Source organism: Segatella copri, assembly GCF_026015625.1.
Classification (GTDB): Bacteria; Bacteroidota; Bacteroidia; order Bacteroidales; family Bacteroidaceae; genus Prevotella; species Prevotella copri_H.
This window is the reverse complement of record NZ_JAPDVG010000001.1, coordinates 2,961,038-2,986,696: the sequence shown is the minus strand read 5'-3', so window position 1 is coordinate 2,986,696 and position 25,659 is coordinate 2,961,038. Positions and strand designations below refer to the sequence as shown.

The window sequence follows — 25,659 nt, the reverse complement described above, 5'->3', positions numbered from 1 at the left end:
AAGAGCGGAAAATCAGCTGTTAACTGTTAACTCTGTTAACCCCAGCTGTTCTTCCGCTCTTTATTTATTTCTTATTTCAAATTCTTATCCAGAAACTCCAGCATTTTCTCCTGCGCCTTCAATCCGCAGGAATGAGGGATTTCCCAAAGTTCCGTATCCAGCAGATTATCTGCTCCCTGACTCTTCCAAACCTTGTGCATTTCGGCGAAAGCATCTTTTACACCAGGTACGGGAAAGAGCTTATCTTTTGTGCCATTGATGAAGAGCATCGGCTTCGGACAGGCGAGGGAGGCAATGTGGGGATAATCGAGATATTGCCTCAACCCCGGGATGCAATTCGCAAAACCGCCATTCTCCTTTCTTCCGAATCTCCGAGTAAGCTGAGCGTCCGTAGTAATCATCCAGCAGATGGAAGCACCCGCCTTGATCCTATCCGATAAAGCAGAGAGCATCCACGAACGATAGGCTCCCATCGAACACCCAACGCATCCAATACGCTTCGCATCCACCATCGGCAGCGAAGCCAGGAACTCGGTACTGGAAATATCATCGTAAGTCATGAAGGCAGAGAGGTCTCTACCCAGCATCATCATGTTGCCGGCTATCAGGTCGTATTTGTTTCTATCCACGCCCTCCTTGCGGCCTCGTTCTCCCCACATCGGAGCATCTGCCGAAAAGACTACGTAGCCATGCTTCGCCAGATAATCGCCCACGTACTGATTATCGTAAAGTTGCCTTACCCACGCATCCGCATCATCCAGAATCTCCTGACAGAGCGCCTGCTTCGTAGGGGAATCTTTTTCTTCCGGAGTAAAGAAAGGGCGAATCATCTTCTCCTTTCCGATAAAGAGATGGGCACCATGATCATGAAGCGCATTGACTGTTGGGAATGGTCCCTTGCCATCCGGAATCAGGAGATAAGCCGTAATACGGGAATAGGCGTTGATATTAAAGGCGATTTTCTGCGCCTTATACCCGTCTCTCTGTTCCTCACCAAGCACTTCCATATCCCAAGCCGCAGCCGCTTTCGGAGGCGTCATCATGCATTCGAGAACCTTCGCCCTTGCCGCCTTCTTCCACTTCTTGAAGTTCCTGATAGGACTGTTGCCCCAAGCCATCGGATAGGTCAGTTCCTTCTTCAGCGTTTCTACATAGGTAGGAATCTCTCCCTGCCATTCATACTTCTCCCGCTTCTGAAGCTTCGGCTTCGGAGAGGTTTTTGCAAGCGACACAGAGGTCTGAGCAAGCGCCTCCGACACCTGCAACAATGCGATGATACTATATGTGATAATCCTTTTCATTCTCTTGTCTTGTTTTGTTAGAAATCTTTCTTCCTGTTTATAAGATTAGTTATTGTTTGCAAAATTAAGAAATTATCCGCAAAAAGAGCCCAATAATCTCGATATTTTTGCGTACCTTTGCCTAAAACATTCATAACAACAGATAAAACATCATCAAATAGAAGATAAAGCAATATGAAAATAGCAGTTTTTTGTTCAGCAAATAAGAATATCGACCCCGACTTCTTCACGATGACTGAAGAGATGGGAAAGTGGATGGCAGAGAACGGCCACGACCTGGTTTTCGGCGGCTGCAACTCTGGTCTGATGGATTGCATTGGCAAGGCAGTAAAGGCAAATGGCGGCAGAACCATCGGTGTGGTTCCTACGCTTGTAGAGCGAGGCGGCAGAACCTTCCCTGACCTCGACATCGAGATTCCGTGTGATAATCTCAGCGACCGCAAGGACCTGATGCTTGCCCAGAGCGACATCTTCGTAGCCCTTCCTGGCGGCGTCGGCACCCTGGATGAAATCTTCACCATCGCTGCCGCCCACACCATCGGCTACCATCACAAAATGGTGATTCTCTACAACATGAAAGGCTTCTGGAACTCCACCATCGCCCTATTGGATGACATGGCAGAGAAAAGCATGATTCGTGGCGATTGGCGAGATGTGATTGAAGTGGCGGATAACCTGGAAGAGCTGGCTAAGCTCTGCGAGGGATAGAACCCTCTATAGAAAAGTAAAGCTACCTTCTGCCGAATGACTTCTCGGTAGAAGGTAGCTTTACTTCATAATACATCATTTTATGACGTTTTTTTGTGTCAGACACAATTTTGGGGAGTAAAAACACGGTTTACTTCAGCATCCATTCCCAAGCAGGTATTATATGCACCGTCTTCCCATCCACGGTAAGCTCCTCTTTCTCATTTAGCGTAATGATGTAACCCTCTGATAAATCATAGATTTCCATCGCCTCTTGCAGGCCCTCTATCTCACGCTTGCGAGTCTTCTCATCATCCATCTTCACCGTAACCTGGTAAGCCTGGGTAATCCTTACACCTTCTCTCACCACAAAGTCGCACTCTTTCTTGTCGGCATGGTAGAACAAGTCGTAACCCCTTCGCAGCAATTCGATGAAAACGGCATTCTCCAGTTTTACACCATTGTTATCCGTGACATTGAAACCCATCCTGCTGATGATGGCATTATCTATAAAATACACCTTCTTCGGGCTCAACATCTGGGTCTTTACCGATGGAGCATACTTCAACAACTGGAATATCATGTAGGTTTGCTGAATATATTCCAGATAGTTCTTGATGGTTTCGGGATGGCGAATGCCCACTATCTTTCCCAGCGAGTTATAGGTAACACGCTGGGTGGCATTGCTGGCAAGATAAAATGCAAGTTCTTTAATTTCCTTGTCGTTTGTAAGACCATTGCGAGCCATCACATCCCGGAAGATAATGCTCTCATAAAGTGAGGACAGGTAACTGACGGAACCCGTCTGAAGATATTTCGGGAAACCACCCCTCTCCAAGAAATCACGGAAATGACCCAGCAGTTTGGAACGGCTCGCCATCAGATAGAAATCTTTCTGCGAAGGCTCAATATGCTCCAGCTGCAGGTATTCGGCAAAAGAGAAAGGATAAACCTCCACAGAGATATAACGCCCTGTGAGATGAGTGCCCATCTCCTTGCTCAGCATCCGGGCATTGGAGCCTGTCACCACCACCTTATTGCCTTCATTGTAAAGACGTCTGACAAAGGTTTCCCAACCCGCAATGTTTTGAATCTCATCAAAGTAATAGGTGTGTTGCTCACCGAAAAGCTCAAAGAAGCATTCCTGCAAGGTTGCAAAATCTTCAAGCTTAAAGTTTACGAGACGCTCATCGTCAAAATTGAAGAAGAAATCTTTCTCCTCCAACTTATCACGCAGTTGCTGCAGCAACACCGACTTTCCACATCGTCTTACACCAGTTATGATAAGGATTTCCGAGGTGGTAAGCCATTCCTCTTCTATGTGTCGAGGGATGGCATCCTGCATAAGATGCCTGCAGTTGTCCTGCTGCTCAAATATTATTTGTTTCAACAGTTCTTTCATTGCTTTACTATTTTATGATTCGTGGGCAAAAATAAGAAAAATATCTGAAAGTAGCAAGAGAAAAACAAAAATCTTTCATTCTGAATGAATAATTTTTCAGAAATCTTTCATTTTGAATGAACACTTTTACCTAAAACCTTTCATTTAGAATGAATAGTTTTCGATTAGTTCCTTAAAAAACAAAAGAAAGAGCGGAAAAACAACTGTTAACTGTTAACTCTGTTAACCCCAGTTGCCATTCCGCTCTTTTATAATAATCTCTAACAAGAAATCTTTTATTCTGCCAGCAGCTTCTCTGCCATAGCCTTACCCAGAGCCTCGCACTGCGCCTTTACCTCTGGAGTAATCGCCTGCTTCATATCTACAGGCTCGCCTACAGCCTCGTAGTGGAGCTTGGTTTCGTTCCACTCCTGAATCTTTGCTACTGCCTTGCTTGCCCAGCAATGAGAACCATACCAACCGAGGAGGTGGTTCTTGATGTCCTTATTGGCAAGCTCGGAGAGGAGAACCTCCATCTCGTGATAAAGACCGGCATTGTAGGTTGGAGCACCCACGATAAGGCCCTTGTAGCGGAAGATGTCGCGCAGGATGTAGCTGTGGTGAGTCTTCGAGATGTTGTACATTACGATGTTCTTCACGCCAGCCTTGCTTGCCGCACGGGCGATGATTTCAGCCATGCGCTCGGTATTGCCGTACATGGTTCCGTAGCAGATAACGAGGCCCGGCTCCGTCTCGTACTTCGACATCTTATCATACATGCCGATTACCTTCTCAATATGCTCGTGCCAAACCGGACCATGGGTTGAGCAGATGTAATCCAGCTCCACGCCAGCCAACTTCTTCAAGGCATTCTGAACAGGGATTCCATACTTACCCACAATGTTTGAGTAGTAGCGAACCATCTCCAGCCAGAAAGTCTCGCAGTTGATTTCCGTATCGATGATTCCGCCGTTCAGCGCACCGAAGCAGCCGAACGCATCACCTGAGAAGAGCACCTTGTTCTTTGCATCGAGCGTTACCATGGTCTCTGGCCAGTGAACCATAGGGATGAGAACGAAGCTCAGCTCGCGGTTGCCCAATGAAAGGGTTTCGCCATTCTTCACCTCTACCACGTCATCTGTTACGCCATAGAAGCCTTCGAGCATTCCCAGCGTCTTCTTGTTGCCCACAATCTTGATGTTAGGGTAATATTTCTTGATGAGGGCGATGGAGCCGCTGTGGTCAGGTTCCATGTGGTTGATGATAAGATAATCGATTTCTCGGTCGCCAATCACCTCGTGGATATTCTCGAGGAACTGGGTGAAGAAATCTACCTCTACAGTATCTACCAGCGCTACCTTCTCATCATCAATGATATAAGAGTTGTAGCTCACTCCATTAGGCAAAGGCCAGAGGCCCTCAAAACGATGCTTGTTGCGGTCGTTAACACCTACGTAATAAATCTTGTTTGTAATCTCAGTCATAATCTCTATATATATTTTATAATTCCTTCTTCTTTTGCTCTCCGAATTCCTTGGAAATATAATTGTAGATGTCCTTGCAGCATTCGGTGGAGAACTCCTGGGCACTCTTCAGCAGGCTATCCCATTGCGCCTCAGATAAGCCGCGGTCGATGTCCTCGCGGGTGATTCCATCCTTGATCAGTCCGAAAACGAAACCGGCATTGAAATTATCGCCAGCTCCGATAGTGCTCACCGGTTTCATCTTCTCCGAAGGATAACTCTTGGCAAAGCCGTTCTCGGCACGAACCTCTACAGGCTCAGCACCCTGGGTGCAGATAAACTTCTTGCAGTAGAAACTGATTTCGGCATTATAAACCTTATCCGCCTCCGGTTTCTTGTAGAGGATTCCAAAGTCCTCGTGGCTTCCGCGTACGAAATCAGCCATCTCCAGGTTCTCTATCAGATTAGGCGTAATCTTCATGATTTCGTTCTGATGAGAAGCACGGAAGTTGATGTCGTAATAAAGAATGGCGCCGTGCTCCTTCGCATACTCCAGGAAACCGGCAACCTGAGGACGGACCACAGGATTCAGGGCAAAGAACGAACCGAAGAGCACGATGTCGCCAGGATTGATTTCCGGTGTGGCGAACTCCAGCTGGTCGTGAGGATGATCTTTATAGAAGATGTAGTCGGCATTATTGTTCTCGTCGAGGAAAGCCAGCGAGAGCGGCGACTTCGATTCCGGGAAGATGCTCACATTGTCAGCATTCACCCCATTATCTCTCAAAAACTGAATCACATACTCTCCTATGCGGTCGTTGCCCGCCTCGCTGATGAACGAAGCATTTACGCCCGCACGGCCCAACGAAATGACTGCATTGAATGATGAGCCACCCGGTACTGCCTCTATCGGCTTGCCGCCCTTGAAGATGATGTCAAGCACGGTTTCTCCTATTCCTATTACTTTGCGCATTGTTTTTGTTGTCTATATTTGTTTTTTGGTGGCAAAGATAAGTCTTTTTGGCGATAATGCAAAATAAATGACTATTTTTTTGGATAAATTACATTTTCAGTGTAACTTTGCACCTTGAAATGAAATACAATACTTATACACTCGATAATGGACTCCGCATCATCCACCTGCCTTCAGACAGCAAGGTGGTGTATTGCGGTTACCAGATTAACGCCGGCACCCGAAACGAGGAGCCGGGCGAAGAAGGACTTGCCCACTTCTGCGAGCACGTTACTTTCAAGGGCACAGAGCGCCGCAAGGCGTGGCACATTCTCAACTGTCTGGAGAGCGTGGGAGGCGACCTGAACGCCTACACCAACAAGGAAGGCACGGTTTATTACTCAGCCATCCTCAAAGAGCACATCGCAAGAGCCGTAGATCTGCTCACCGACATCGTTTTCCATTCGGTTTATCCGCAAGCGGAAATCGACAAGGAGGTAGAGGTAATCTGCGATGAGATAGAGAGTTACAACGATTCTCCTGCCGAACTGATTTATGATGAATTCGAAAATATCATCTTCAAGGGTTCGCCGCTGGGCCACAATATCCTGGGCACAGCCGAACAGGTTCGCTCGTTCAAGACAGAAGATGCGCTGCGCTTTACAAGAAAGCTTTACCGGCCGGATAATGCGATATTCTTCGCTTACGGAGACATTGACTTCAAGAAGCTGGTAAGACTCTTGAAGAAGAGCTTTTTAAGTGAAGAACGAAGAGTGAAGAGTGAAAAATTCAATAGTCCAGAGGCGCAAGCCCAATTCAACATTCAACACTCAACATTCAACACTCAACACTCCTTCGAGGGGCAGACGATTGTGATGCAGAAGAATACGCATCAGGCTCATGTGATGATTGGAACCCGCGCCTACGATGTGAACGACAGCCGCAGAATGCCGCTCTATCTGCTCAACAATATGCTGGGCGGACCGGGAATGAATGCCAAGCTGAACCTAGCCCTGCGCGAGCACAACGGACTGGTTTACACCGTAGAGAGCACGATGGCGGCTTATGGCGATACGGGCATTTGGAGCATTTATTTCGGCTGCGATGAGCACGACGTGAAGCGCTGCCTCAGACTGGTTCGCAAGGAACTGGATAAGTTCATGCAGAAGCCGCTGAGCGAGGCGCAGCTCAAGGCCGCCAAGAAGCAGATAAAGGGACAGGTAGGCGTGGCTTGCGACAACCGCGAGAACTTTGCCCTCGACTTCGGCAAGAGCTTCCTTCACTATGGCTGGGAGAAGAACGTAGACCGACTCTACGAGCAGGTGGATGAGATTACAGCCGAACAGATACAGGCCGTGGCTCAGGAGTTGTTTGATAAAGACAGGCTCACCACGCTGATTTTCAGATAAATAAGAAACAAAGAAGGCAACAACTTGGGTCGTCATGCGACTTCCCTCGTTGTTGCCTTCGTAATTTAATGAATTAAAACTGCTTTTTTCTTAAAACAACTAACAATTAACCTAAAAACTTAAACCTAAAAACCTAAAATGAAAATCTATAAAACCTAAAACGAATTTTTAACAATCTATATATGAAATCCCCAATCAGAATTTATCACGAAAACTCTCAGGGGACAGTATGAATTTCAAATGAAAAGGAGTTTTTACTCTCCTCTCTGATTTCGGAAGCCCCTTCGGCTCCCTACTGTTACTCAGCTGTGCATTGCTGCCAGCCATTTTTTTAATCTCGGCTCTTTTGGAGCCCTTCGCATGGCTAATCTCCGATTAAGCCAACTTGTTGTTAATAGCACCAACTTCAGCTACACATGCAACAACTACTGCGATAATCATTCCTAATACTAACATAATCTTTTCCTTTCTTAAATTTGTTATCTTAAATATACAATCTTGTAGTTTTACCTAACAAAATCTTAACTCTCTTTATTTCTTACCTCCCGGAGGAGGATTTCTATGCTCTCTTAGCTTCGTAGCTTATTTGCCGCAGTTCATTCCGAGGTTCATACCTGCGCAAGCAACTACTGCGAATGCTACTACTGCTACTGTCATTATCCCGAACATTACCATAATCTTTTATCCTTTTTTCTTTTTCTGGTGCAAAGGTACAACTTTTTGTGTGCGCACACAAACATTTTAGGAGAAAAGTTTCAAAAAGCCCTTTTTTCTTGATTAAGGTCAAGGACATTTACATTCTCATTACAAAATCAGGCACGAATTACACGAATTCCACGGATTTAAGTCTCTCATGTCAATTAAACCACATTCATAATCTCATAGAACATCCGCGTAATCCGCATAATCCGTGCCTAATCTATTCTATGCAGCCATTCCTGGCGTTCCGTAGTGCCCATACTTGGCGATGAAACGGGCGGTCTTGGTGAAGGTGCCGTCCTCGTTCTTCATGATGAAGCCACGCTTCTTCCAGTTGCACAGCAGGATGGCAAGCTTCGTCTTGGTACCATGAACCTGACAGATGTTCTGAATCTCAGTCTTGTCAAAGGTGTCATGAACGTAGAGAAGAAGATTGCTCACACCGGGAGTATGACACACAGAGCGGCTGTCTGCATCTATCGCCTCCTGCATCTGATTGCCGAAGAAACGCATCTTGCACCACAAATCATACTTCACGCTCCATACGATGAAATCCTCTATCGCCTTCTCCCACTTCTCGCCATTCGCCAGATAAAGCACCATTGCGCGGCGGAAACCATTCGCCAGACCACGCTTGGCAAACTCGGCATAAGGCTTGTTGTAAGCCAGCTGAGCCATCTCCATAATCTCATTCTCCAGGCGCTCGATAAGCTGGCGGGCCTTACGGCACTCCTTGAAACCGCTGGCTGCGTTCAGCTGCTGGATGTAAGGAGAAAGCTGCGACTTGAACTGCGCATCATAACTGCCCACCTCCGGACGCGGAGCGAAATCGGGACGGATGATGGTGGCGAGCGACAGGCGGCTCACGGCTCCATCAGCCACCTCACGAACCGAGAAGAACTTCTGCGTAACGGCAATGGTGCTCGAAGCGTTCCAGTTGAAACGGGTCTTTACGCGGGCTGTAACGCTCTTGGTTCCTACTCGCTCCTGACCATCCTCTGAATTGTCCCAGCAGAGACGAATCAGCTGGCTAGGGTCGTTAAACTTCCTGAGCATGTCTACCTCATCCATCTTGCAGTAGAGATAAGCATCGCCAGCCTTCTGTACATCGTCGAGACGCTGGATGTAGGCAGCGCGGGTAAGGTCGGGCGAAACAATGCGGATGCAGATGTCTTCCGGGCGCACAGGCTTCTTCTTGTTGTCGCCCATGGTGTTCACCTCGTCCTTCCAGTCCTGCTCCTTCTGGCGGTTCACCTTATCCATCTGAACCAGGTCTTCGATGATGCAGTCGATTGGTCCGTTGACCAGCGATTTGCCTGACGACATGGCTGCAATGAGCAGATTCATCATCGCCGCCTCGTGCACCTGATTATCGGTGTAGCGGAAGGTTACGCCCTTAAGATGAGCGGCAAGCGCAGGGAAGACCGCCATTGCCACAGCCGCCTTGAAATCGGCAGGCACCTTGCTGGTGAGCAGCTTGATGAGCTTAGGCAGCTTGGCTGGCAACTGAGGAGGAACATCGGCATAGATTCCCGCCTTCTCGGTGGCCTGCTTGGCGAGATAGTTCTTGCGGGCAGTCTCTACCGCCTGCTTTACCAAATCCGGAATCGCGGTAGATTGCGCCACCTTGCAGGCATTCTCTACGGTGGCGAACGCCTTCGCCTCGTCTTCACCAAAGTTTTCTATTACCTGCTTGATCCAAGCCGCCTCACTATTACAGATGTATCTCAGCAGGCAGGCTTCACGATAAATGAAGTTGTTGCGGTTGCCGTGGACAGGAGCGCCGCCCATCAGCTCTACCAGCGCCTTCACAATCTCCTCGTAAGGAACGCCGTCGTAGGTCTGCTCATACTGCACGGCATTGGCAGCCTTTCTAGCCTTCTCCTCCTCGCTCACGATGGGTTCGAAGTCTACGGTTGGAGCAGCAGATGCATTCTGAGAGGCTGAGCTCTGAGAGGCTCCTGACCGGGCTGAATCTACATCCAGCGGACGGCCGTCGATATCCAGTCCTCTCTTTCTGTAAGCCTCACGGTATTCAGCCAGAGCTTCCTTATCCAGGCGCTTGTACCAGTCGTCGGCAGTATAAATCTGGCTTGCCGCATCGGTGATGAAGATGATGCGCTCCGGGGTTACGCAGCTAGGGTCTTCGGTGGCGTGGATGAGTTTGCAGAAGGCACTCTGAGCCTCAGCGATGGTCATTCCTACCGGGATGCGGATATCGATGTGGGCCTTGTTGCGGGCTGAGCGCTCGATGTGGAGCACCTTTCCCTTCCAGAGTTCAATGTCTTCGGCTGAGAAGATTTTCTCTCTGAAGAGCTTCTCTGTAGGCTCATCAAACATTCCGTTCAGCAGGAGGGCGTTCTTCACCGCTGGCTCAACCTCCTCAGGATTATCGATGTCTACGGTTGTCTGGAAGGTGAAAGCCTCCGGGTCGATGAATTTCTGGGCGCGATGGTCTTCGAGGAAGTGGAAGTAGTGAGGTGAGCGGAAAGGCAGCTGCTTCTTGAGGTCAGAAATCTTCCGGTCGAGCTGCTGGTAGGTTTCGCCCGCCTTCATCTCCTCCTGCTGCATCATCTGGTTCTGCTGGGCGGTGAGGTCACGAATCTGACCAACGAGCTGTGCGAGCCAAGGCTGCTTGGTAAGCTCGGTGTAGTAATCGAGGAGATGGGATGAAATCTGTCCCATGTTCGCTCTGCGGTTAGGGTTCATTGCGATGATGCGGCTGCTCATCTGCTTGCATTCATCAAAGGTTAATGATTTTTGTGTCATAAATCTATATTTTTTTAGTTGTAAAAGACAGGCTCTTTTTGCAGAAACCTGCCGCCTTCCATTCTGAAAAGCGGTGCAAAGATAAACAAAAAAAAAGCCGTTTGCAAGTTTTTTCTGAGGTAAAAAAGCAGGGGTATAATGAGGGGTATAAAAAGGTATAAAAGTATAAACAAAGGGTATAAGAGGGGTATATTAATACCCCGCTAACTACCATCTCCCGCCATCATCTCGTCATCTTTCATGGTGTTCGAGACTGGCACTTTCTTATCCACCAGTTTCGGCAAGATTTCCTTCAAGTTCACATTCTCCGAACTGGCTGTTGTTCCCAAAATCATCTTGAAAGCATTCACGATATCACAATAACGATTGAATCTTTCCTTGCTTACCGAGCCCAACTCACCTGAATCAAGTCTCCACCACTCCAGAGCCGCATATTCGAAAGGTGCAGATTTCGCCTGCGTAAGATCCTTCCATTTGCAGAGCGGAGCACGCTCTGTATTCTCCGGAGGTAGTTTTTCGTACAGGTGGGCCAGATGTTTGCAGAAGGCTGTAGGAGTTTCCATATCGAATAGCCCCCACCCGTTTAAGAGTCGGAACACAGGGAACCAGTCGGATTGCTTTTTCACCAGCAATTCAGGACAGCCGTTTTTCTTATAAACCGCTATCTTCGGAATTACCAAATCAACCAGTTCCATGAATTTTTCTTTCTTCACTTCGTTCGAAGGCTTGGCACCCACCGCCTTCATCGCCTTCAGTGACTTCTCATCGCCGTGCTTGCCCCACTGCTTCACATCGTTCACCCTGCCGTTCATAATCATCAGCACGATGCCCGAGAGCAGCTGGAGCATCTTCTTTCTAGGCACACGCTTATAGAATACCTGACGGAGGAAATCTACCGGGTCGGCCTTGAATGTTGGGTAGAGATTGTGAGGGAAGGCGTGCAGCTGCTGTTCTATGGCGTCCAGCTGGTCTTTATAATCGTAGGTGCCCGTCTGCTTCTTCTTAATGGCATTCGGGGCCTCTACGAAGAAAGAATAGGCCGCACGCTCGCGGTAAGCCGAACTGGTGATGAATCCCATCTCGGTAAGCAGAACGGCCCGGAGGCGCTGCAGTTCCTCATCGTCTATCTGCTCCAGCTTATGAAGAATGCGGTTTCTGGCCTGCGTCATTTCGCGGGAATAATCGCTGCGCTGGATTTCGAGGAAACTGCTGAGCCGCTCTCTAGCCTCAGAAAGGCAATCAGAAAGTTCCTCGCGCAGCATCGCCTCAGTTTCTGCATCAAGAGAATGGTTCTCTGCCTGAGAAGAGGGTTTATCGGATGCAGAGGAGGAGTTATCGGACGCAGAAGAGCCTTTATCCGAAGCGCCTTCAGAGAGCGTATTCCTGAGGCGGATGATGCTGTTGATGACGCCTTCGAGCATCATGGTGCAGTCGCTGAAACGGGTGAGCTGTTCGATGGGCAGCACAGGACCGGAGTATTGCCAGTCATCATAAATCTTATCATCATATATTTCGCGGCGCGCCTGCTCCATCTCCTCATCAGAAACATCAGAGAGCACTCTCACCATGAGCTGCAATCCAGCCTTATCGCCTTCATTCTTACTGTTGCAGCCTATGCACCGGGTGCGCAGGTTCCGCTCCTTGCGGGCGATGATGAGGGCGCGCACGTCCTCGCCTTCCAGGGCTGAAACATAGCCTATGAGCTGCTGTTTGTCATAAGCTTTCACCGCCAGCATGTCGAAGGTGTTGGCGTCATCGGGCACGAGGCAGATGGTTCTCCCCTCTGCTTCTTTAGCATACTCTACCTCATGGCCTTTCACGTCATTATGGGTGAGTCCTACGATATGGAATGTGAGATTCTTCATTTTATGTTGTTATTATTGTTTTTACGTTTGTTTGCAGTCAGGTTACAAAAGTAAGGTTTTTCGGTGAAACCACCAAGCATTCTTGTTTAAATTTCCTAAAAGAGGGGGACGGAGAAGAGGGTGTTTTAAACTTCGGTTAGTTTATAGATGATAGTTTATAGCAATCTTGCGAACGGCTACGCCCTATCAACTGTTAACTATAAACTATTAACTTGTTGTTGGGGGGTTAACAGGGTTAACAGTTAACAGCAGTTTTTTGCATGGTCCCCCTCGCGTACCTTATTATATAATAATATATATATACTTATTTTTATATAAGTGTGTGGATGGAAGTATGCATTTTTGGGGTGTTAACTGTTAACCTGTTAACCTTTCCCTCTCAGAGCGCTCCTCTCCCATCAGAAATGCCCTCTCTCCCGATGCCTGCTAAAGATGGCTGGCTGAGCCTTGGCAGAAAAATCTCAAATGCCCTGCTACAGCCCGTTTTACGGGCTTATATGATGACTAGAGAGAGGCATAAATGATGGCTGGCGAGAGGCATAAATGATGGCAGAAAGAGGGCATAAATGATGGCTCACAAAGGGGATGGATCATGCATCGCGAGGGAAGAAATATTGCGTCGCGACGGAACGGGGAATGCATCGCGATGCAGAAAAAAGGGCTTTATAGAGCGGAAAACTATGAGTTGCGGGACAGAAAACTATGAGTAAGTTTTGTTAACGGGAGGGAAAACAACAAGGCGATACTCTTCTCTTACAGGAAGAATATCGCCTCGTTGCCTTCATTGAAAAGGAGGTCAAGGATGCTCATATTGGGCTGAAAACCGTGTTTCTGCCCGTAAACCTGGTAATAGCGCTTCGACTCGAATTCGGGGTCAGGAAGCGGTTTCTTGGGGCGAATCGCATCGCGGAAATCACTTATCTGAGTGTTGAATGTTGAGTGTTGAATGTTGAATTGGGCTTGCGCCTCAGGGCTATTGAATTGGCTTTCCCTTCGGTCGCCGAACGTTGTTTCTTCACTCTTCACTTTTCGTTCTTCACTCTTCACTTTTCGTTCTTCACTTAAAACGTATTCATCAGTAACGCTTATCTTTGGACGGATGTCGAGGAGCTCTATCATCTTCTCGGTTGTCTCCATGTTGAAATCGAAGAGGAACTCGTATTTCTTCTCGTAGAAGGGGCGGATGTCGTCCTGGTAATACTCGAAGAAAGGGCTCTCGCCATAGGCGGAAAGGAGCGCATTCCAATGCACGTGGCGCCAGTTGGCGTGGTCGGAGATGCGGATGTCCTTCATCGACAGAGAGATGTCGTGATTGGTGGGGATGGTGAGCGAGAGGGGGCCGTTGGTGGTAGGGATGATCATACGGTTACGATAGGTTTGCTTGATAAAGCTCTCGTGGCGCTCTATCAGGCATTCATCGTAGCGGTTCAGCTTCTGGTACCACTGGATGGGGCCGAAATATGTGGAGGAAAGAAGGGCTTTCAATTTCTGCTTTGTTATGAAGGGTTAATGATGAAGAGGGGGACGAGCGATGGAATCGCTCGGAACGGGGGCAGACGGGGGACAAGCTTCCGGCGGGACTCCAGGATGCAGCAAGCTGAAGCGAGGAACAGCGGAGCTCTAAGCAGCGGCGAGCAGCACGAGAGAGCGAGGGGGCAGCGGAGCGAGGAAGCTAGAACAGCTTATGGGCTTTGCCTATCATCTGGTGCTTGTGGACGAGCTGCTGGCCGGTTGGCGTCTTCAAGAGATAGAAGCGGCAATCCTTGCAGCCGCAGCGCTTGCAGCATACGGTTGGGATGACGAACTGCACGGTGTCGATGCGCAGCGTATCGCCAGGAAGCTTCTCTATCCTGCCTATGAAATGAGACTCGAAGACGCGCTTGCGGCGCTGGTTCTTGGGCTGGTAAACCACCGTATCGGTGAAAACAACCACATCGCCACGCCCGAAATTTTCGCAGTCAATCCTGTTCACTATCACCCGGTTGCCTGCCTTCAGCTGGGGCGGAAGCCCACCCTGAGGCACCGAGAAGATAGTGAAAACATAGGTACGCACTGCCCAAGCCAGGAGCAGCGACAACACCAATGCTATTAGGAATTTGACGGCAGTCTTCAATTCTTATTTCTTTTTTCTTACTTAATATTGTCTACGAAAGTGAAGAGGCGGTTCCAACGGATGCCTGAGAAGCCCGGATGATCTGGGCTGTGGCTCCACCAGATAAAGATAGGCTTGCCCACGATGTGATCCTCAGGCACGAAACCCCAGTAGCGGCTGTCGGCTGAGTTGTGGCGGTTGTCGCCCATCATCCAGTAGTAGTCGAGCTTGAAGGTGTAACTCTTCGCCAGCTTGCCGTTGATGAAGATGCGGCCAGCGTTGTCTACCTTCAGGTCGTTGCCCTCGTAAACCTTGATGCAACGCTCGTATACAGGCAGATTCTTCAGCGTCAGAGCGATGCTCTCGCCCTTCTTCGGAATCCAAACCGGACCGTAATTATCTCTTGTCCAGCCGGTATAGGCGTTGAGCGGATAGAGGTCGCCATAGGTTGCATCCGTATTGATAGAGATGCTCTCTACGAGGTTTCTGTTCGCCTTCAGCGCCAGATAAGCCTTCTTGGTGAGTGGAATCACGCCGCTCTGATTATACATCAGCAGGTCTTCGTTGGTGATTCCCAGCTCATCGGCAAGGTCGATAGGGAACTCGCCCTTGAGCTTCATCTTATAAGTATACTGCACGTTATCAGGCTCCTTGTTCGCCTTTCCGTTCAGATAAACGATGCGGTTCTTGATCTGCAGGGTCTGACCAGGCAAGCCCACGCAGCGCTTTACATAGTTCTCGCGGCGGTCGGTAGGACGGCTGATAATGTCGCCATATTCGCCCGGCATACTGCTGATGTAGTTGCGGCCTGTAGCATAAACCTGCTCAAAATAGTGGCGCTGCTGCAATGGGTTCATCGCACGTACATCCTTTTCCTGTCCGTTCTGCTGCATCAGCTGGTCGCCGATGCTGTAAACCATCTGATAGTAATCATTCGCCTGATAGCGCTCCTCATTGACGAGCGTATCGCCTGCAGGATAGTTGAACACCACGATGTCGTTGAGCTTCACGTTGCCCAAACCCTTTACGCGGCGGTAATCCCAGTGAGGCCACTCCACGTAGCTCTTCACGTTGACCAGCGGCATGGTGTGCTGGGTGAGCGGCATGGTGAGCGGAGTTTCAGGGATACGAGGACCATAGCTTACCTTGCTCACAAAGAGATAGTCGCCCGTAAGGAGACTCTTTTCGAGAGAGGAAGACGGAATGACGTAGTTCTGGAAGAAGAAGAGGTTGATGAAATAAACCGCTACGAGCGCGAACACCAGCGCATCTACCCAGCTCATGATGAAACGGATAGGACCTTCCTCATCCTTCCACCACTGCCAGTGAATCTTCTTGGTGATGTAAACATCGAAGATGAATGGAACCACGATGAGTCCCAGCCAACTTTCTACCCAAACCAGAAAGAGAAGATAGAGGGCGAGAACCACTGCGAACTTCGCCCACTGTACCTTCATATTGAGTTTTTGTTTCTCTTTATCTATCATAACTTCTGCTTAGAACTTAAATAAATCTGATGTGGTGAGCAAGCCGGAATGGTTGGCTGTAAACTCGGCTGCGAGAACGGCTCCCAGGGCGAAACCCTTGCGTGAATGGGCACTGTGCTCGATGGTAATCATATCAGCATCGCTGTCATACATCACGGCGTGGATTCCCGGAACCTCGCCATCGCGTACGCAGTTGATAACCAAATCCTCATCGGTGATGTTTGCATCGCCCTCATCGTGATGGCCATCCTCAGTCCAGTAAGTTACGCCACGCTTCCAATCCTTCTTTCTGTCGATGTTGTCGATGATTTCCTCGGCAAGGGTGATGGCTGTTCCAGATGGCGCATCGAGCTTATGAACGTGGTGGGTTTCCTGCATGCATACTGAGTACTGTGGGAAACCATTCATGATTTTAGCCAGATAACGGTTTACGGCAGAGAAAATGGCTACACCGATGCTGAAGTTAGACGCCCAGAAGAGGGTCTGCTTACCATCGGCGCAGAGCTTCTCCACGTCTTCCTTATGGTCTTTCATCCAACCTGTAGAACCTGAAACCACCTTCACGTTGTGAGAGAAAGCCTTCAGATAGTTGCCGTAGGCGGCAGTAGGGTTGGTAAACTCAATGGCAACATCGGCAGAGCAGAACTCCGAGCTGTCGATGTCTTGAGGGTTATTCACGTCAATCTTACAAACAATTTCGTGGCCACGCTGCAGGGCGATCTCCTCGATCATGTGTCCCATCTTTCCGTAGCCGATCAAAGCAATTTTCATCTTTATCTATTTTTTATTTGTTCTATTCGGCAAAAATACACATTTTTCTTCGAAAAACCTTGAAAAATCCTTGTTATTATAATAATAAATAGAAAATTTTGGTTATTTTTGCAGTGATTTAAGGCTTTTAGCCTCATTTAGTAACTAAAAAAGAGAAAATTATGAGCAGATATATTTTTGAGACGAAGATGGAAGTAAGAGATTATGAGTGCGATATTGAGGGCATCGTGAACAATGCCAACTATCTGCACTACATGGAACATACCCGCCATCTCTTTCTGAAGGAATGCGGCCTCAGTTTTGCCGAAATGCACAACAAGGGCGTGGATGCTGTGGTGGCGAGAATGAACCTGCAGTATAAGGTTCCGCTGCAATGCGATGATGAATTCTTCTCGCGTCTGTGGCTGGAGAAGCAGGGCGTGAGATATGTTTTCCATCAGGACATCTTCCGTGCCAAGGACGAGAAACTCTGCCTCAAGGCAACCGTAGAGCTCGTCTGCCTCATCAACGGAAAGCTGGGCAACAGCGAGGACTACGACAAGGCATTCGAGAAATATTTCTCATCCCAAGGTTAACAGGTTAACAGTTAACAGCTGATTTTTCAATACCCCCCTTCCGCACACGAGCGAAGAACTTGCGTTCCGAAAGAGGCAATCCTATAAACCATAAAAGCCGAAACAATATGGAGCAACTCCTTCACTACGTGTGGAAGCACAAGCTCTTCCCACTCTCTCCACTCACCACCACCTGGCACCAGGCTGTGGAAGTAATTGACCCCGGACTGCACAACCGCAATGCAGGGCCCGATTTCTTCAATGCCAAAATCAAACTCAACGGAACCCTATGGGTGGGAAACGTGGAGATTCACGACAAGGCAAGCGACTGGTATGTGCACGGACATGATAAGGATGAACGCTACGACAACGTCATCCTGCACGTTTGCGGAACCATCGATGTAGAAGCCAAGAACTCGAAAGGCGAGCCCCTCGTGCAGTTGCAGCTCGACATCCCCGAAAACGTATCGAAACATTATCAGGAACTGCTGAGCATCGACCAGTATCCTCCCTGCTACCAGATTATCCCATCGCTCACCCGCCTCACCGTGCACAGTTGGATGAGCGCCCTGCAAACCGAGCGCTTATCTCAGAAAACCGATGCAATAGAGGCGCGCGTGAAGCAATGTAACGGCGATTGGGAGAACGCCTACTTCGTGACCCTGGCGCGCAACTACGGGTTCGGAATCAACGGCGACGCGTTCGAGCAGTGGGCTTACCATCTGCCGCTGAGAGCCGTAGACCATCATCGCGACGACCTCTTCCAGATAGAAGCCATCTTCCTGGGGCAAGCCGGACTGCTGGAGCTGAACACCATTCCCGAAAGATATCAGAAAGACGCACTGAACGACGGGTATTTCTCCCGGTTGAGGAACGAATATCTCTATCTCTCGCATAAATTCTCACTGCAGCCGATGGATTACAAGCAGTGGCGCTTCCTGCGCCTGCGTCCGCAGAACTTCCCTCACATCCGCATCTCGCAGTTAGCCAATCTTTATTATAACCGCCGGGCCAGCCTCAGCCAGCTGCTCGAGGCAAGCACGGTGAAGGAGGCGAAGCAGGTGCTCTCAACCAGCGTTACGGAGTATTGGGAAACCCATTATACCTTCGGCAGCACGAGCATCCGTAACGAGAAGCATCTCTCCCCTTTCTCGCTCAATCTGCTCATCATCAACACCGTGGTTCCCATCCTCTTTGCCTATGGAAGGCACCGGGGAGAGGAGAAATACTGCGACCGCGCCTTCGACTTCCTGGAGGAGCTGAAGGCCGAGAATAACCACATAGTAAGGATGTGGAAGCAATGCGGGCTGCCGGTGGAGAACGCCGGGGATAGCCAGGCGCTCATACAGCTGAAGAAGGAATACTGCGACAGGAAGGAATGCCTGAGGTGCAGGATAGGGTATGAATACTTGAAGAGATAAAGGGGGACGAGCGCTGGAATCGCTCGGAACGGGGGCAAGAGGGAGCTATGCTTGCTGCTGCTTGCTGACTGCTGCTTGCTGCTTTATTCTTTTTTCATTTATTAATTATTATTTTTAAGATTATGGGTGACCAACAGGAAATATTAAATACTATACTTTTAACAAGGCTCAATTACTTCAGCCTGGCAGGAATGCTGGAGCTATACAGAAAGGTAGGCTCCGCCACGCTCATCCTGGAGCATAAGAACAACCTAAGAGACATCCTCCCCGATGCCTCGGATAAACTCGTGAGCGCTATCCAGAACTGCGAAGAAGCCCGAAAACGCGCAGAGGAAGAACTGGAGTACGACATACGCTACGGAATAGAACCCATTCCGATGAACGACGACCACTATCCGCAACGCCTCAAAGACTGCGATGACGCACCCCTCATCCTCTTCTATAAAGGCAACGCCAACCTCAACCAGCAGCGCGTCATCAACATCGTGGGAACCCGCCACTGCACGCCTTACGGCGAAGACCTCATCCGCCGCTTCATCACCGACCTGAAGCAGCTCTCGCCCAACGTGCTCATCATGAGCGGACTTGCCTACGGAGTGGACATCGTGGCGCACCGCCAGGCACTCGCCAGCGGCTACGAAACCATAGGCGTGCTGGCTCACGGTCTGGATGACCTCTACCCCCGTCAGCACCGGGAAACGGCGGCAAGAATGATAGAACAGGGCGGACTGCTCACCGAATTCCTTACCCGTACAAACGCTGATAAGATAAACTTCGTGCGCCGCAACCGCATCGTAGCGGGAATGTCGGATGCCTGCATCCTGATAGAGAGCGCAGCTCATGGCGGCGGCCTCATCACCTGCGATATTTCGCAATCCTACGGTAGGGACGTCTTCACCTTCCCGGGCAGGATAGACGACCACTACAGCGAGGGCTGCAACAACCTGATACGCAACAACGGCGCCACGCTCATCACCAGTGCCGAGGACTTCGTGAAGGATATGGGCTGGCAGGATGATACAACCCTGATGCGAGCCAAGCAGCAAGGCATCGAGCGCAGCCTCTTCCCGGAATTATCTCCAGAGGAGCAACTCATCGTAGATGTCCTCTCCAAGACCAACGACCTGCAAGTGAATCTCATCTCCGTAAAGACGAATATCGACATTTCTCGCCTCACTTCCCTCCTCTTCACATTGGAGATGAAGGGAGTCATCAAGACCTTTGCAGGGGGAATGTATCATCTTTTGAAGTAGTATTTTCTTTATTTTCAGAAAAAAGCAGTAACTTTGCAGCCGCAAAAAAGAAGATATACATCATAGGAATAAGAAGATTTCACTCGAAACTCATGAAAATAGGAAATATAGAATTTGGGCCTCAGCCCCTCTTCCTCGCTCCGATGGAAGACGTAACGGATATTGGCTTTCGCATGCTCTGCAAGCGATTCGGAGCCGCCATGGTTTATACTGAGTTCGTATCGGCGGAAGCCCTGGTGCGAAGCATCAAGAGCACAGTCAGCAAGCTTACGATAAGCGATGAAGAGCGCCCTGTGGGCATTCAGATTTACGGCAGAACCACCGAGGATATGGTGGAAGCTGCCAAAATCGTAGAACAGGCGAAGCCGGATGTGATTGATATTAACTTCGGTTGCCCGGTGAAGAAGGTTGCCGGAAAGGGTGCAGGAGCCGGAATGCTCCGCAATATTCCGCTGATGCTGGATATTACAAGAGAAGTGGTGAAGGCGGTAAACGTGCCGGTAACTGTGAAAACCCGATTGGGATGGGATTGCGAGAACCTCATCATCACCGACCTTGCCGAGCAGCTACAGGATTGCGGAATCCAGGCGCTCACCATCCACGGCAGAACCCGTAGTCAGATGTACACCGGAGAAGCTGACTGGAGCCTCATAGGAGAGGTGAAGAACAATCCCCGCATCCATATTCCTATCATCGGCAACGGCGATATTACGACCCCGGAAGAAGCCAAGCTTGCCTTCGAGAGATACGGCGTAGATGCGGTAATGATTGGCCGCGCCACCTTCGGCCGCCCTTGGATTTTCAAGGAAATACGCGATTACTTAGACAATACGGGTGCAGCCCCACTCACCGTAGATGAGAAAATCGACCTCCTGGAGGAGCAGCTCCGCATCAACGTGGAGCGCATCGATGAGTACAGAGGCATTCTCCACACCCGTCGCCACCTTGCCGCCTCCCCTATCTTCAAGGGCATTCCCGATTTTCGCCAGACGAGAATCGCCATGCTGAGAGCCACGACCGTGGAGGAACTGAAAGAGATATTGAAAGAATGCCGGGAAAGAATAAAGGCGATAGAATAAAGCAAAACGCCCTGTAGGAGCAAAAGCCTCGTATATGAAAGTTTTTGCCTTTACAGGGCGAATCCGTTATATCTTCCTTATACCCAGGGTGTTGCCCTGGGCTAAGAGCTTGCTGGGCTTTCAGCCCGCTACATTAACCACATTAAGGAGTTAACTGTTCATCTTAACTGCCAAGAGTTAACAGGTTAACAGTTAACAGCTGTTTTTCTATACTTCGACCGAGAAATTCGAAGAAACCTAGCTTCCTCAAATTATAGAGAAGGGCTTTACTTCTTCAATATTGAAGCACCTTCGAGCAGGGCGAGCGCCTTATTCTCGTTCTCCTCCATGATTTCACGCTCTCCCGGGCCCTTGTCGTTGATTCCGCAGAGGTGCAGGATGCCATGGATGATGACGCGATGGAGCTCATCATCGTAGGTCTTGCCAAACTGCTCGGCATTGGTGCGGACTGTATCGAGCGAAATCACGATGTCGCCGTTAATCACATCATCCTCATCATAATCGAAGGTGATGACATCGGTATAGTAATCATGACCCAGATACTCGTTGTTCACTTCGAGAATCTTCTCGTCATCCACAAACATATAGCCAATCTCACCCACCTTGCGGCCATGAGAGGCTGCTACCTTGCGAATCCAGGCACTCGTATCACGTTTCTTGATCTTTGGCATTTTCACGCCATCTACATTGTATGTTATCATACGCTTCTTCCTCCTATTTTTATTTTATTTTTGGTAAAAATTCATCTACTTCTCTTCCGAAGAACCTCAATTCCCTAACCAGCGTTGAGCTGATGCTGCTGTATCTTGGGTCGGAAAACAGCAGGATGGTTTCTACGCCGCCCAACTGCTTGTTGATATCAGCCTGCTCTCGCTCGTACTCGAAATCCTTGGCAGAACGGACGCCACGAACCAGAAACCTGGCTCCCAGGCGATGCGCCAAATCGATGGTGAGATCATCGTAAGAAACCACCTCCAGGCGATAACCCTTAGATGCATCCTCCACATCCACCAACTCCGAACATTCCTTCGGAAAAACAGCCTTAATATCCTCCACACGCTTCGAGATTTCCTCGCTGGCGTGCTTCAGCTTGCTCACCGCCACTGCAATCACGAGCTTGTCAAACATGGGCAAGGCACGCTCAGCAATGTTCTGATGTCCTATCGTAAATGGGTCGAATGTACCCGTAAAAATCCCAATCTTCATAAATGTTTATCCTTTTACGGCGCTAGCCCTAATTCAACATTCAACATTTAACATTCAACATTACTCAAACAAGTCTCCCTGCATAATATTGCTTGTATACGGATTTCTGCCGAGATGCTCGTAGGCAAGCGGCGTTGCCATTCTTCCTCGCGGCGTACGCTTGATGAAACCCTCCATGATAAGGAACGGCTCGTAAACCTCCTCTACGGTGCCGCCATCCTCGCCTATTGCCGTGGCAATGGTGCTTACGCCTACCGGACCGCCACGGAACTTGTCGATGATGGTGGTGAGAATCTTATTATCAATCTCATCCAAGCCATACTGGTCGATGTTGAGCGCCTTGAGCGCCATTTGGGCAATATCGTAAGTGATGGTTCCGTTGCCCTTTACCTGGGCAAAATCACGCACTCTTCTGAGCAGAGAATTGGCGATACGAGGGGTTCCGCGCGAACGGCGGGAGATTTCCACTGCCGCCTCATCCTCTATCGGCACCTTCAGGAGCATCGCACTTCGCTTGATAATCTTCTGAAGCGTAGCCGGGTCGTAATATTCCAGATGCAGATTGATTCCGAAACGGGCACGCAATGGGGCTGTAAGCAGACCGCTTCTCGTTGTCGCTCCCACGAGGGTAAACGGATTCAGATCTATCTGTATGCTGCGAGCCGAAGGACCCTTATCTATCATGATGTCGATGCGGTAATCCTCCATCGCCGAATAGAGATACTCCTCTACGACAGGCGAAAGACGGTGGATTTCATCGATGAAGAGCACATCGTTGGGCTCCAGCGAGGTAAGGATTCCCGCCAGATCGCCCGGCTTATCAAGCACAGGACCCGATGTAATCTTGAATCCTACGCCCAGTTCGTTGGCGATGATGTTGCTCAGCGTGGTCTTACCCAATCCCGGCGGACCGTGGAGGAGCGTATGGTCGAGCGGTTCGCCACGATATTTGGCAGCCTCAACAAAGACCTCGAGATTTTCTACCACGCCATTCTGTCCGCTGAAATCAGAAAACTTCAACGGGCGCAGCGCCTTCTCGAATTCCTTTTCGGCAGGCGAAACCATTTCTTGTCTTATATCAAAATCTTCGTTCATTCTATGACTATTATCGATAATATGGGTGCAAAGTTACACATTTGTTGCGGAATTAAAGAAGAAAAGCCGAATTATTTTGCCCATGATTTTGCACAATCCCAAAAGATTCGTGCAGATTTGCAAGCGCTACCCTATAAAAATGTTATAATTTATCATTTTCTTGCGGAATAATTTGTTTATCCGATAGAAAAGACGTACTTTTGCACTCGATATTGAAAGCGAGGAAAGAAATAAATAAGAGAGAAATATCAGGATTTTAAAAGAAATAGAATTATGCTTAAGTTATTCCAAGGGCTCAGCAAGCTGCTGGCCAATTACACATCTATCTTCGTGATAGGTGTTGCAGTGTTCACATTCTTCTTCCCACATACCTTCGACTGGGTGCGCGGAACTACTCAAACCGTCATTCTCGGCATCATCATGCTCACCATGGGTCTGACCTTGACCACCAACGACTTCAAGATTCTGGCTCAGCGCCCGCTGGATGTCTTCATCGGAGCCTGTGCCCAGTTTATCATCATGCCTGGCGTGGCTTACACCCTGGTTCATGTGTGGCATCTTGACCCAGCCCTGGCACTCGGAATCCTGCTGGTAGGTTGCTGTCCGGGCGGCGTTTCGAGCAACATTATGAGTTATCTGTGTCATGGCGATGTAGCTTTCTCCGTAGGAATGACCTGCGCCTCTACCATTCTTGCACCGGTGATGACTCCGCTGCTGATGAAGATTACGGCAGGCGAGATTATCCATGTAGATGCTGTGGGAATGTTCATCAACATCCTCATCGTAACGATTATTCCTGTGGCCATCGGCTGCGCCCTCAACTATATTTACGGCAAGAAAGACTGCTTCCCTACCATCCAGAGTCTGATGCCGGGCATCAGCGTTACGTGTCTGGCAATCATCGTAGGCGGTGTGATTTCTACGGTTCATGATGACCTCGTAGCCCGCGGCTTATCGCTCTTCCTTTGGACTTTCGCCGTGGTTTTCTGCCACAACACGCTGGGTTACCTTCTGGGTTGGCTTGCCGGCAAATGTGCCGGATTCAATACTGCCAAGAAGCGTACCATCAGTATTGAGGTAGGAATGCAGAACGCCGGTCTTGCCACGGTACTGGCCGGCAATTTCTTCGCTGCCCAGCCTCTCGCCGTATTGCCTTGCGCCATCAGCTGCGCCTGGCACAGCATTTCCGGCACCATCCTTGCCGGAATCTATCTGAAATGGGATCGCATGCACAATGCCAGATAATTACTATCCAAAAGAAGCTACAACTAGAGAAAAGAGAACTCCCTAAATTCTCATTTCTCTAGTTTACAAGTTCCCGTAGGATAACGTAATGTTGCTATTCCCTTGACATACAGATGGGTGTTTTGTGTGAAATTCCGGACAACGACTTCGGTATTTATCTTCTCTTCGATATATCCAACATAGATGGACACATTATCCGAGATTGCGTCTCCAAAGGAAGGAACCTCAAATGAACAACTTTTCCAAAACTCTTCTGTTATTGGAATTCTAACAGACGAACCAAATATTTTTTTTTCATCCTTAAGTCCATTTATCATCGGGACATTGATTTTTGAATTCACTCCCAAAGGCAATAGTTTCTCTATTTCATGTGCTTTATCGAAAGCTAACAGAGCATAAGCATCAGACAAAGGATACACTGTTACTTGGCTCTTGCCTTCTTCTGAATGTATCTTAATATCTTGCTTTTCAAAACAAGGACTTGCACTAAGTTTTTCCATGTATTTCACAGTATCAATCACACAGGAATCAGCCTTATCCAAAGTTATATCAAGTTTGTTCTCTTCATCGAAATCTCTATAAGAAACTATAAAATGTTGCTCTTGCAGCTCACGATTTTTACCAATCTCTACAAATAAACGTTGTCTACTAATATAGGCTTTTAAGTAATTATAACCTACGGTTTCAAGCGAAACAGAATCATTATTTTCACATTCCTTATAAACAAGAGTTTTCTTATCTTGTATATAAGAGATATGAGCATCACTTGACACTGGAAAAGACCGTTTTCCTCCATCAGAAGACATAACAAGCATCGTAGTATCCAGATTGCCCTCTGTCCCATTATCCTTACAAGAAATCAAACATGCTTGCAAAGAAAACATTGCAAGCATGCTCATTATACAACAATTATATCTTTTTTTCATATAT

21 protein-coding genes are annotated in these 25,659 nt (G+C 48.7%); 7 read left to right on the top strand and 14 right to left on the bottom strand.

Translation table 11 applies throughout. The features are described 5' to 3' along the window. Positions 1-71 precede the first annotated feature (71 nt). Entirely contained in the window at positions 72-1,301 is a 1,230-nt protein-coding gene (locus ONT19_RS12465; RefSeq protein ID WP_264952094.1) for an alpha/beta hydrolase family protein, read from the bottom strand. Between the two features lie 174 nt (positions 1,302-1,475). On the opposite strand from ONT19_RS12465, the gene ONT19_RS12460 reads away from it, so the two are divergent. Beyond that, positions 1,476-2,009, top strand: coding sequence for a TIGR00730 family Rossman fold protein (locus tag ONT19_RS12460; RefSeq protein WP_264952093.1), 534 nt, complete (start codon positions 1,476-1,478; stop codon positions 2,007-2,009). A 130-nt stretch (positions 2,010-2,139) separates the two neighbouring features. On the opposite strand, the gene ONT19_RS12455 is transcribed toward ONT19_RS12460, so the two are convergent. The 3 genes from ONT19_RS12455 to ONT19_RS12445 form a co-directional block, all read right to left on the bottom strand. Further along, positions 2,140-3,390 carry an ATP-binding protein gene (locus ONT19_RS12455; protein ID WP_022120143.1) on the bottom strand — a complete coding sequence of 417 codons (1,251 nt, stop codon included), beginning with the start codon at positions 3,388-3,390 and terminating at the stop codon, positions 2,140-2,142. 275 nt (positions 3,391-3,665) lie between these two features. Next, positions 3,666-4,853, bottom strand: a complete 1,188-nt coding sequence (locus ONT19_RS12450) for an FprA family A-type flavoprotein (protein WP_144152782.1) — start codon at positions 4,851-4,853, stop codon at positions 3,666-3,668. 16 nt (positions 4,854-4,869) lie between these two features. After that, positions 4,870-5,805, bottom strand: coding sequence for a carbohydrate kinase family protein (locus ONT19_RS12445; protein ID WP_264952092.1), 936 nt, complete (start codon positions 5,803-5,805; stop codon positions 4,870-4,872). A 119-nt stretch (positions 5,806-5,924) separates the two neighbouring features. On the opposite strand from ONT19_RS12445, the gene ONT19_RS12440 reads away from it, so the two are divergent. After that, positions 5,925-7,193 (top strand): M16 family metallopeptidase, encoded by a 1,269-nt coding sequence (locus ONT19_RS12440; protein ID WP_218458739.1) that lies wholly within the window; start codon positions 5,925-5,927, stop codon positions 7,191-7,193. Between the two features lie 924 nt (positions 7,194-8,117). Here ONT19_RS12440 and ONT19_RS12435 read toward each other — a convergent pair. The 6 genes from ONT19_RS12435 to dapB form a co-directional block, all read right to left on the bottom strand. After that, positions 8,118-10,661: a hypothetical protein gene (locus ONT19_RS12435; RefSeq protein WP_147330142.1), complete on the bottom strand. Its 2,544-nt coding sequence runs from the start codon at positions 10,659-10,661 to the stop codon at positions 8,118-8,120. 203 nt (positions 10,662-10,864) lie between these two features. Continuing rightward, complete coding sequence (locus ONT19_RS12430) at positions 10,865-12,526, bottom strand: hypothetical protein (protein ID WP_264952091.1); 1,662 nt, start codon at positions 12,524-12,526, stop codon at positions 10,865-10,867. 753 nt (positions 12,527-13,279) lie between these two features. Further along, complete coding sequence (locus ONT19_RS12425; protein ID WP_264952090.1) at positions 13,280-14,011, bottom strand: WbqC family protein; 732 nt, start codon at positions 14,009-14,011, stop codon at positions 13,280-13,282. A gap of 187 nt (positions 14,012-14,198) precedes the next feature. Further along, a complete protein-coding gene (locus tag ONT19_RS12420; protein WP_151201770.1) occupies positions 14,199-14,639 on the bottom strand; it encodes a S26 family signal peptidase in 441 nt (146 codons plus the stop codon). 17 nt (positions 14,640-14,656) lie between these two features. Further along, positions 14,657-16,105: a S26 family signal peptidase gene (locus ONT19_RS12415; RefSeq protein WP_117694967.1), complete on the bottom strand. Its 1,449-nt coding sequence runs from the start codon at positions 16,103-16,105 to the stop codon at positions 14,657-14,659. Positions 16,106-16,114: 9 nt separating this feature from the next. Beyond that, entirely contained in the window at positions 16,115-16,876 is a 762-nt protein-coding gene (gene dapB / locus ONT19_RS12410) for a 4-hydroxy-tetrahydrodipicolinate reductase (RefSeq protein WP_264952089.1), read from the bottom strand. 161 nt (positions 16,877-17,037) lie between these two features. On the opposite strand from dapB, the gene ONT19_RS12405 reads away from it, so the two are divergent. From ONT19_RS12405 to dusB, 4 genes are all read left to right on the top strand, one after another. Further along, complete coding sequence (locus ONT19_RS12405) at positions 17,038-17,451, top strand: acyl-CoA thioesterase (RefSeq protein ID WP_117694969.1); 414 nt, start codon at positions 17,038-17,040, stop codon at positions 17,449-17,451. Positions 17,452-17,558: 107 nt separating this feature from the next. After that, a complete protein-coding gene (locus tag ONT19_RS12400) occupies positions 17,559-18,851 on the top strand; it encodes a DUF2851 family protein (RefSeq protein WP_264952088.1) in 1,293 nt (430 codons plus the stop codon). A 122-nt stretch (positions 18,852-18,973) separates the two neighbouring features. Further along, positions 18,974-20,104 (top strand): DNA-processing protein DprA, encoded by a 1,131-nt coding sequence (gene dprA, locus ONT19_RS12395; protein WP_264952087.1) that lies wholly within the window; start codon positions 18,974-18,976, stop codon positions 20,102-20,104. A gap of 92 nt (positions 20,105-20,196) precedes the next feature. Then, entirely contained in the window at positions 20,197-21,183 is a 987-nt protein-coding gene (dusB, locus tag ONT19_RS12390; protein ID WP_118152516.1) for a tRNA dihydrouridine synthase DusB, read from the top strand. A gap of 266 nt (positions 21,184-21,449) precedes the next feature. On the opposite strand, the gene ybeY is transcribed toward dusB, so the two are convergent. Genes ybeY through ruvB form a run of 3 tightly spaced genes read right to left on the bottom strand, consistent with a single transcriptional unit; the run spans position 21,450 to position 23,484 of the window. Further along, positions 21,450-21,884 (bottom strand): rRNA maturation RNase YbeY, encoded by a 435-nt coding sequence (gene ybeY / locus ONT19_RS12385; RefSeq protein WP_006848933.1) that lies wholly within the window; start codon positions 21,882-21,884, stop codon positions 21,450-21,452. Positions 21,885-21,903: 19 nt separating this feature from the next. Further along, a complete protein-coding gene (gene coaD, locus ONT19_RS12380; RefSeq protein ID WP_118416948.1) occupies positions 21,904-22,389 on the bottom strand; it encodes a pantetheine-phosphate adenylyltransferase in 486 nt (161 codons plus the stop codon). Positions 22,390-22,449: 60 nt separating this feature from the next. Then, on the bottom strand, positions 22,450-23,484 hold the full coding sequence (gene ruvB / locus ONT19_RS12375; protein ID WP_117587145.1) for a Holliday junction branch migration DNA helicase RuvB: 1,035 nt from the start codon (positions 23,482-23,484) through the stop codon (positions 22,450-22,452). A 273-nt stretch (positions 23,485-23,757) separates the two neighbouring features. Here ruvB and ONT19_RS12370 point away from each other — a divergent pair, with 273 nt between their 5' ends. Continuing rightward, the gene (locus ONT19_RS12370; protein ID WP_118191779.1) at positions 23,758-24,729 is read left to right on the top strand and encodes a bile acid:sodium symporter family protein; all 972 of its coding nucleotides are present in this window, start codon (positions 23,758-23,760) and stop codon (positions 24,727-24,729) included. A gap of 50 nt (positions 24,730-24,779) precedes the next feature. Here ONT19_RS12370 and ONT19_RS12365 read toward each other — a convergent pair whose 3' ends face one another. Then, a complete protein-coding gene (locus tag ONT19_RS12365) occupies positions 24,780-25,655 on the bottom strand; it encodes a hypothetical protein (protein WP_264952086.1) in 876 nt (291 codons plus the stop codon). Positions 25,656-25,659 lie beyond the last annotated feature (4 nt).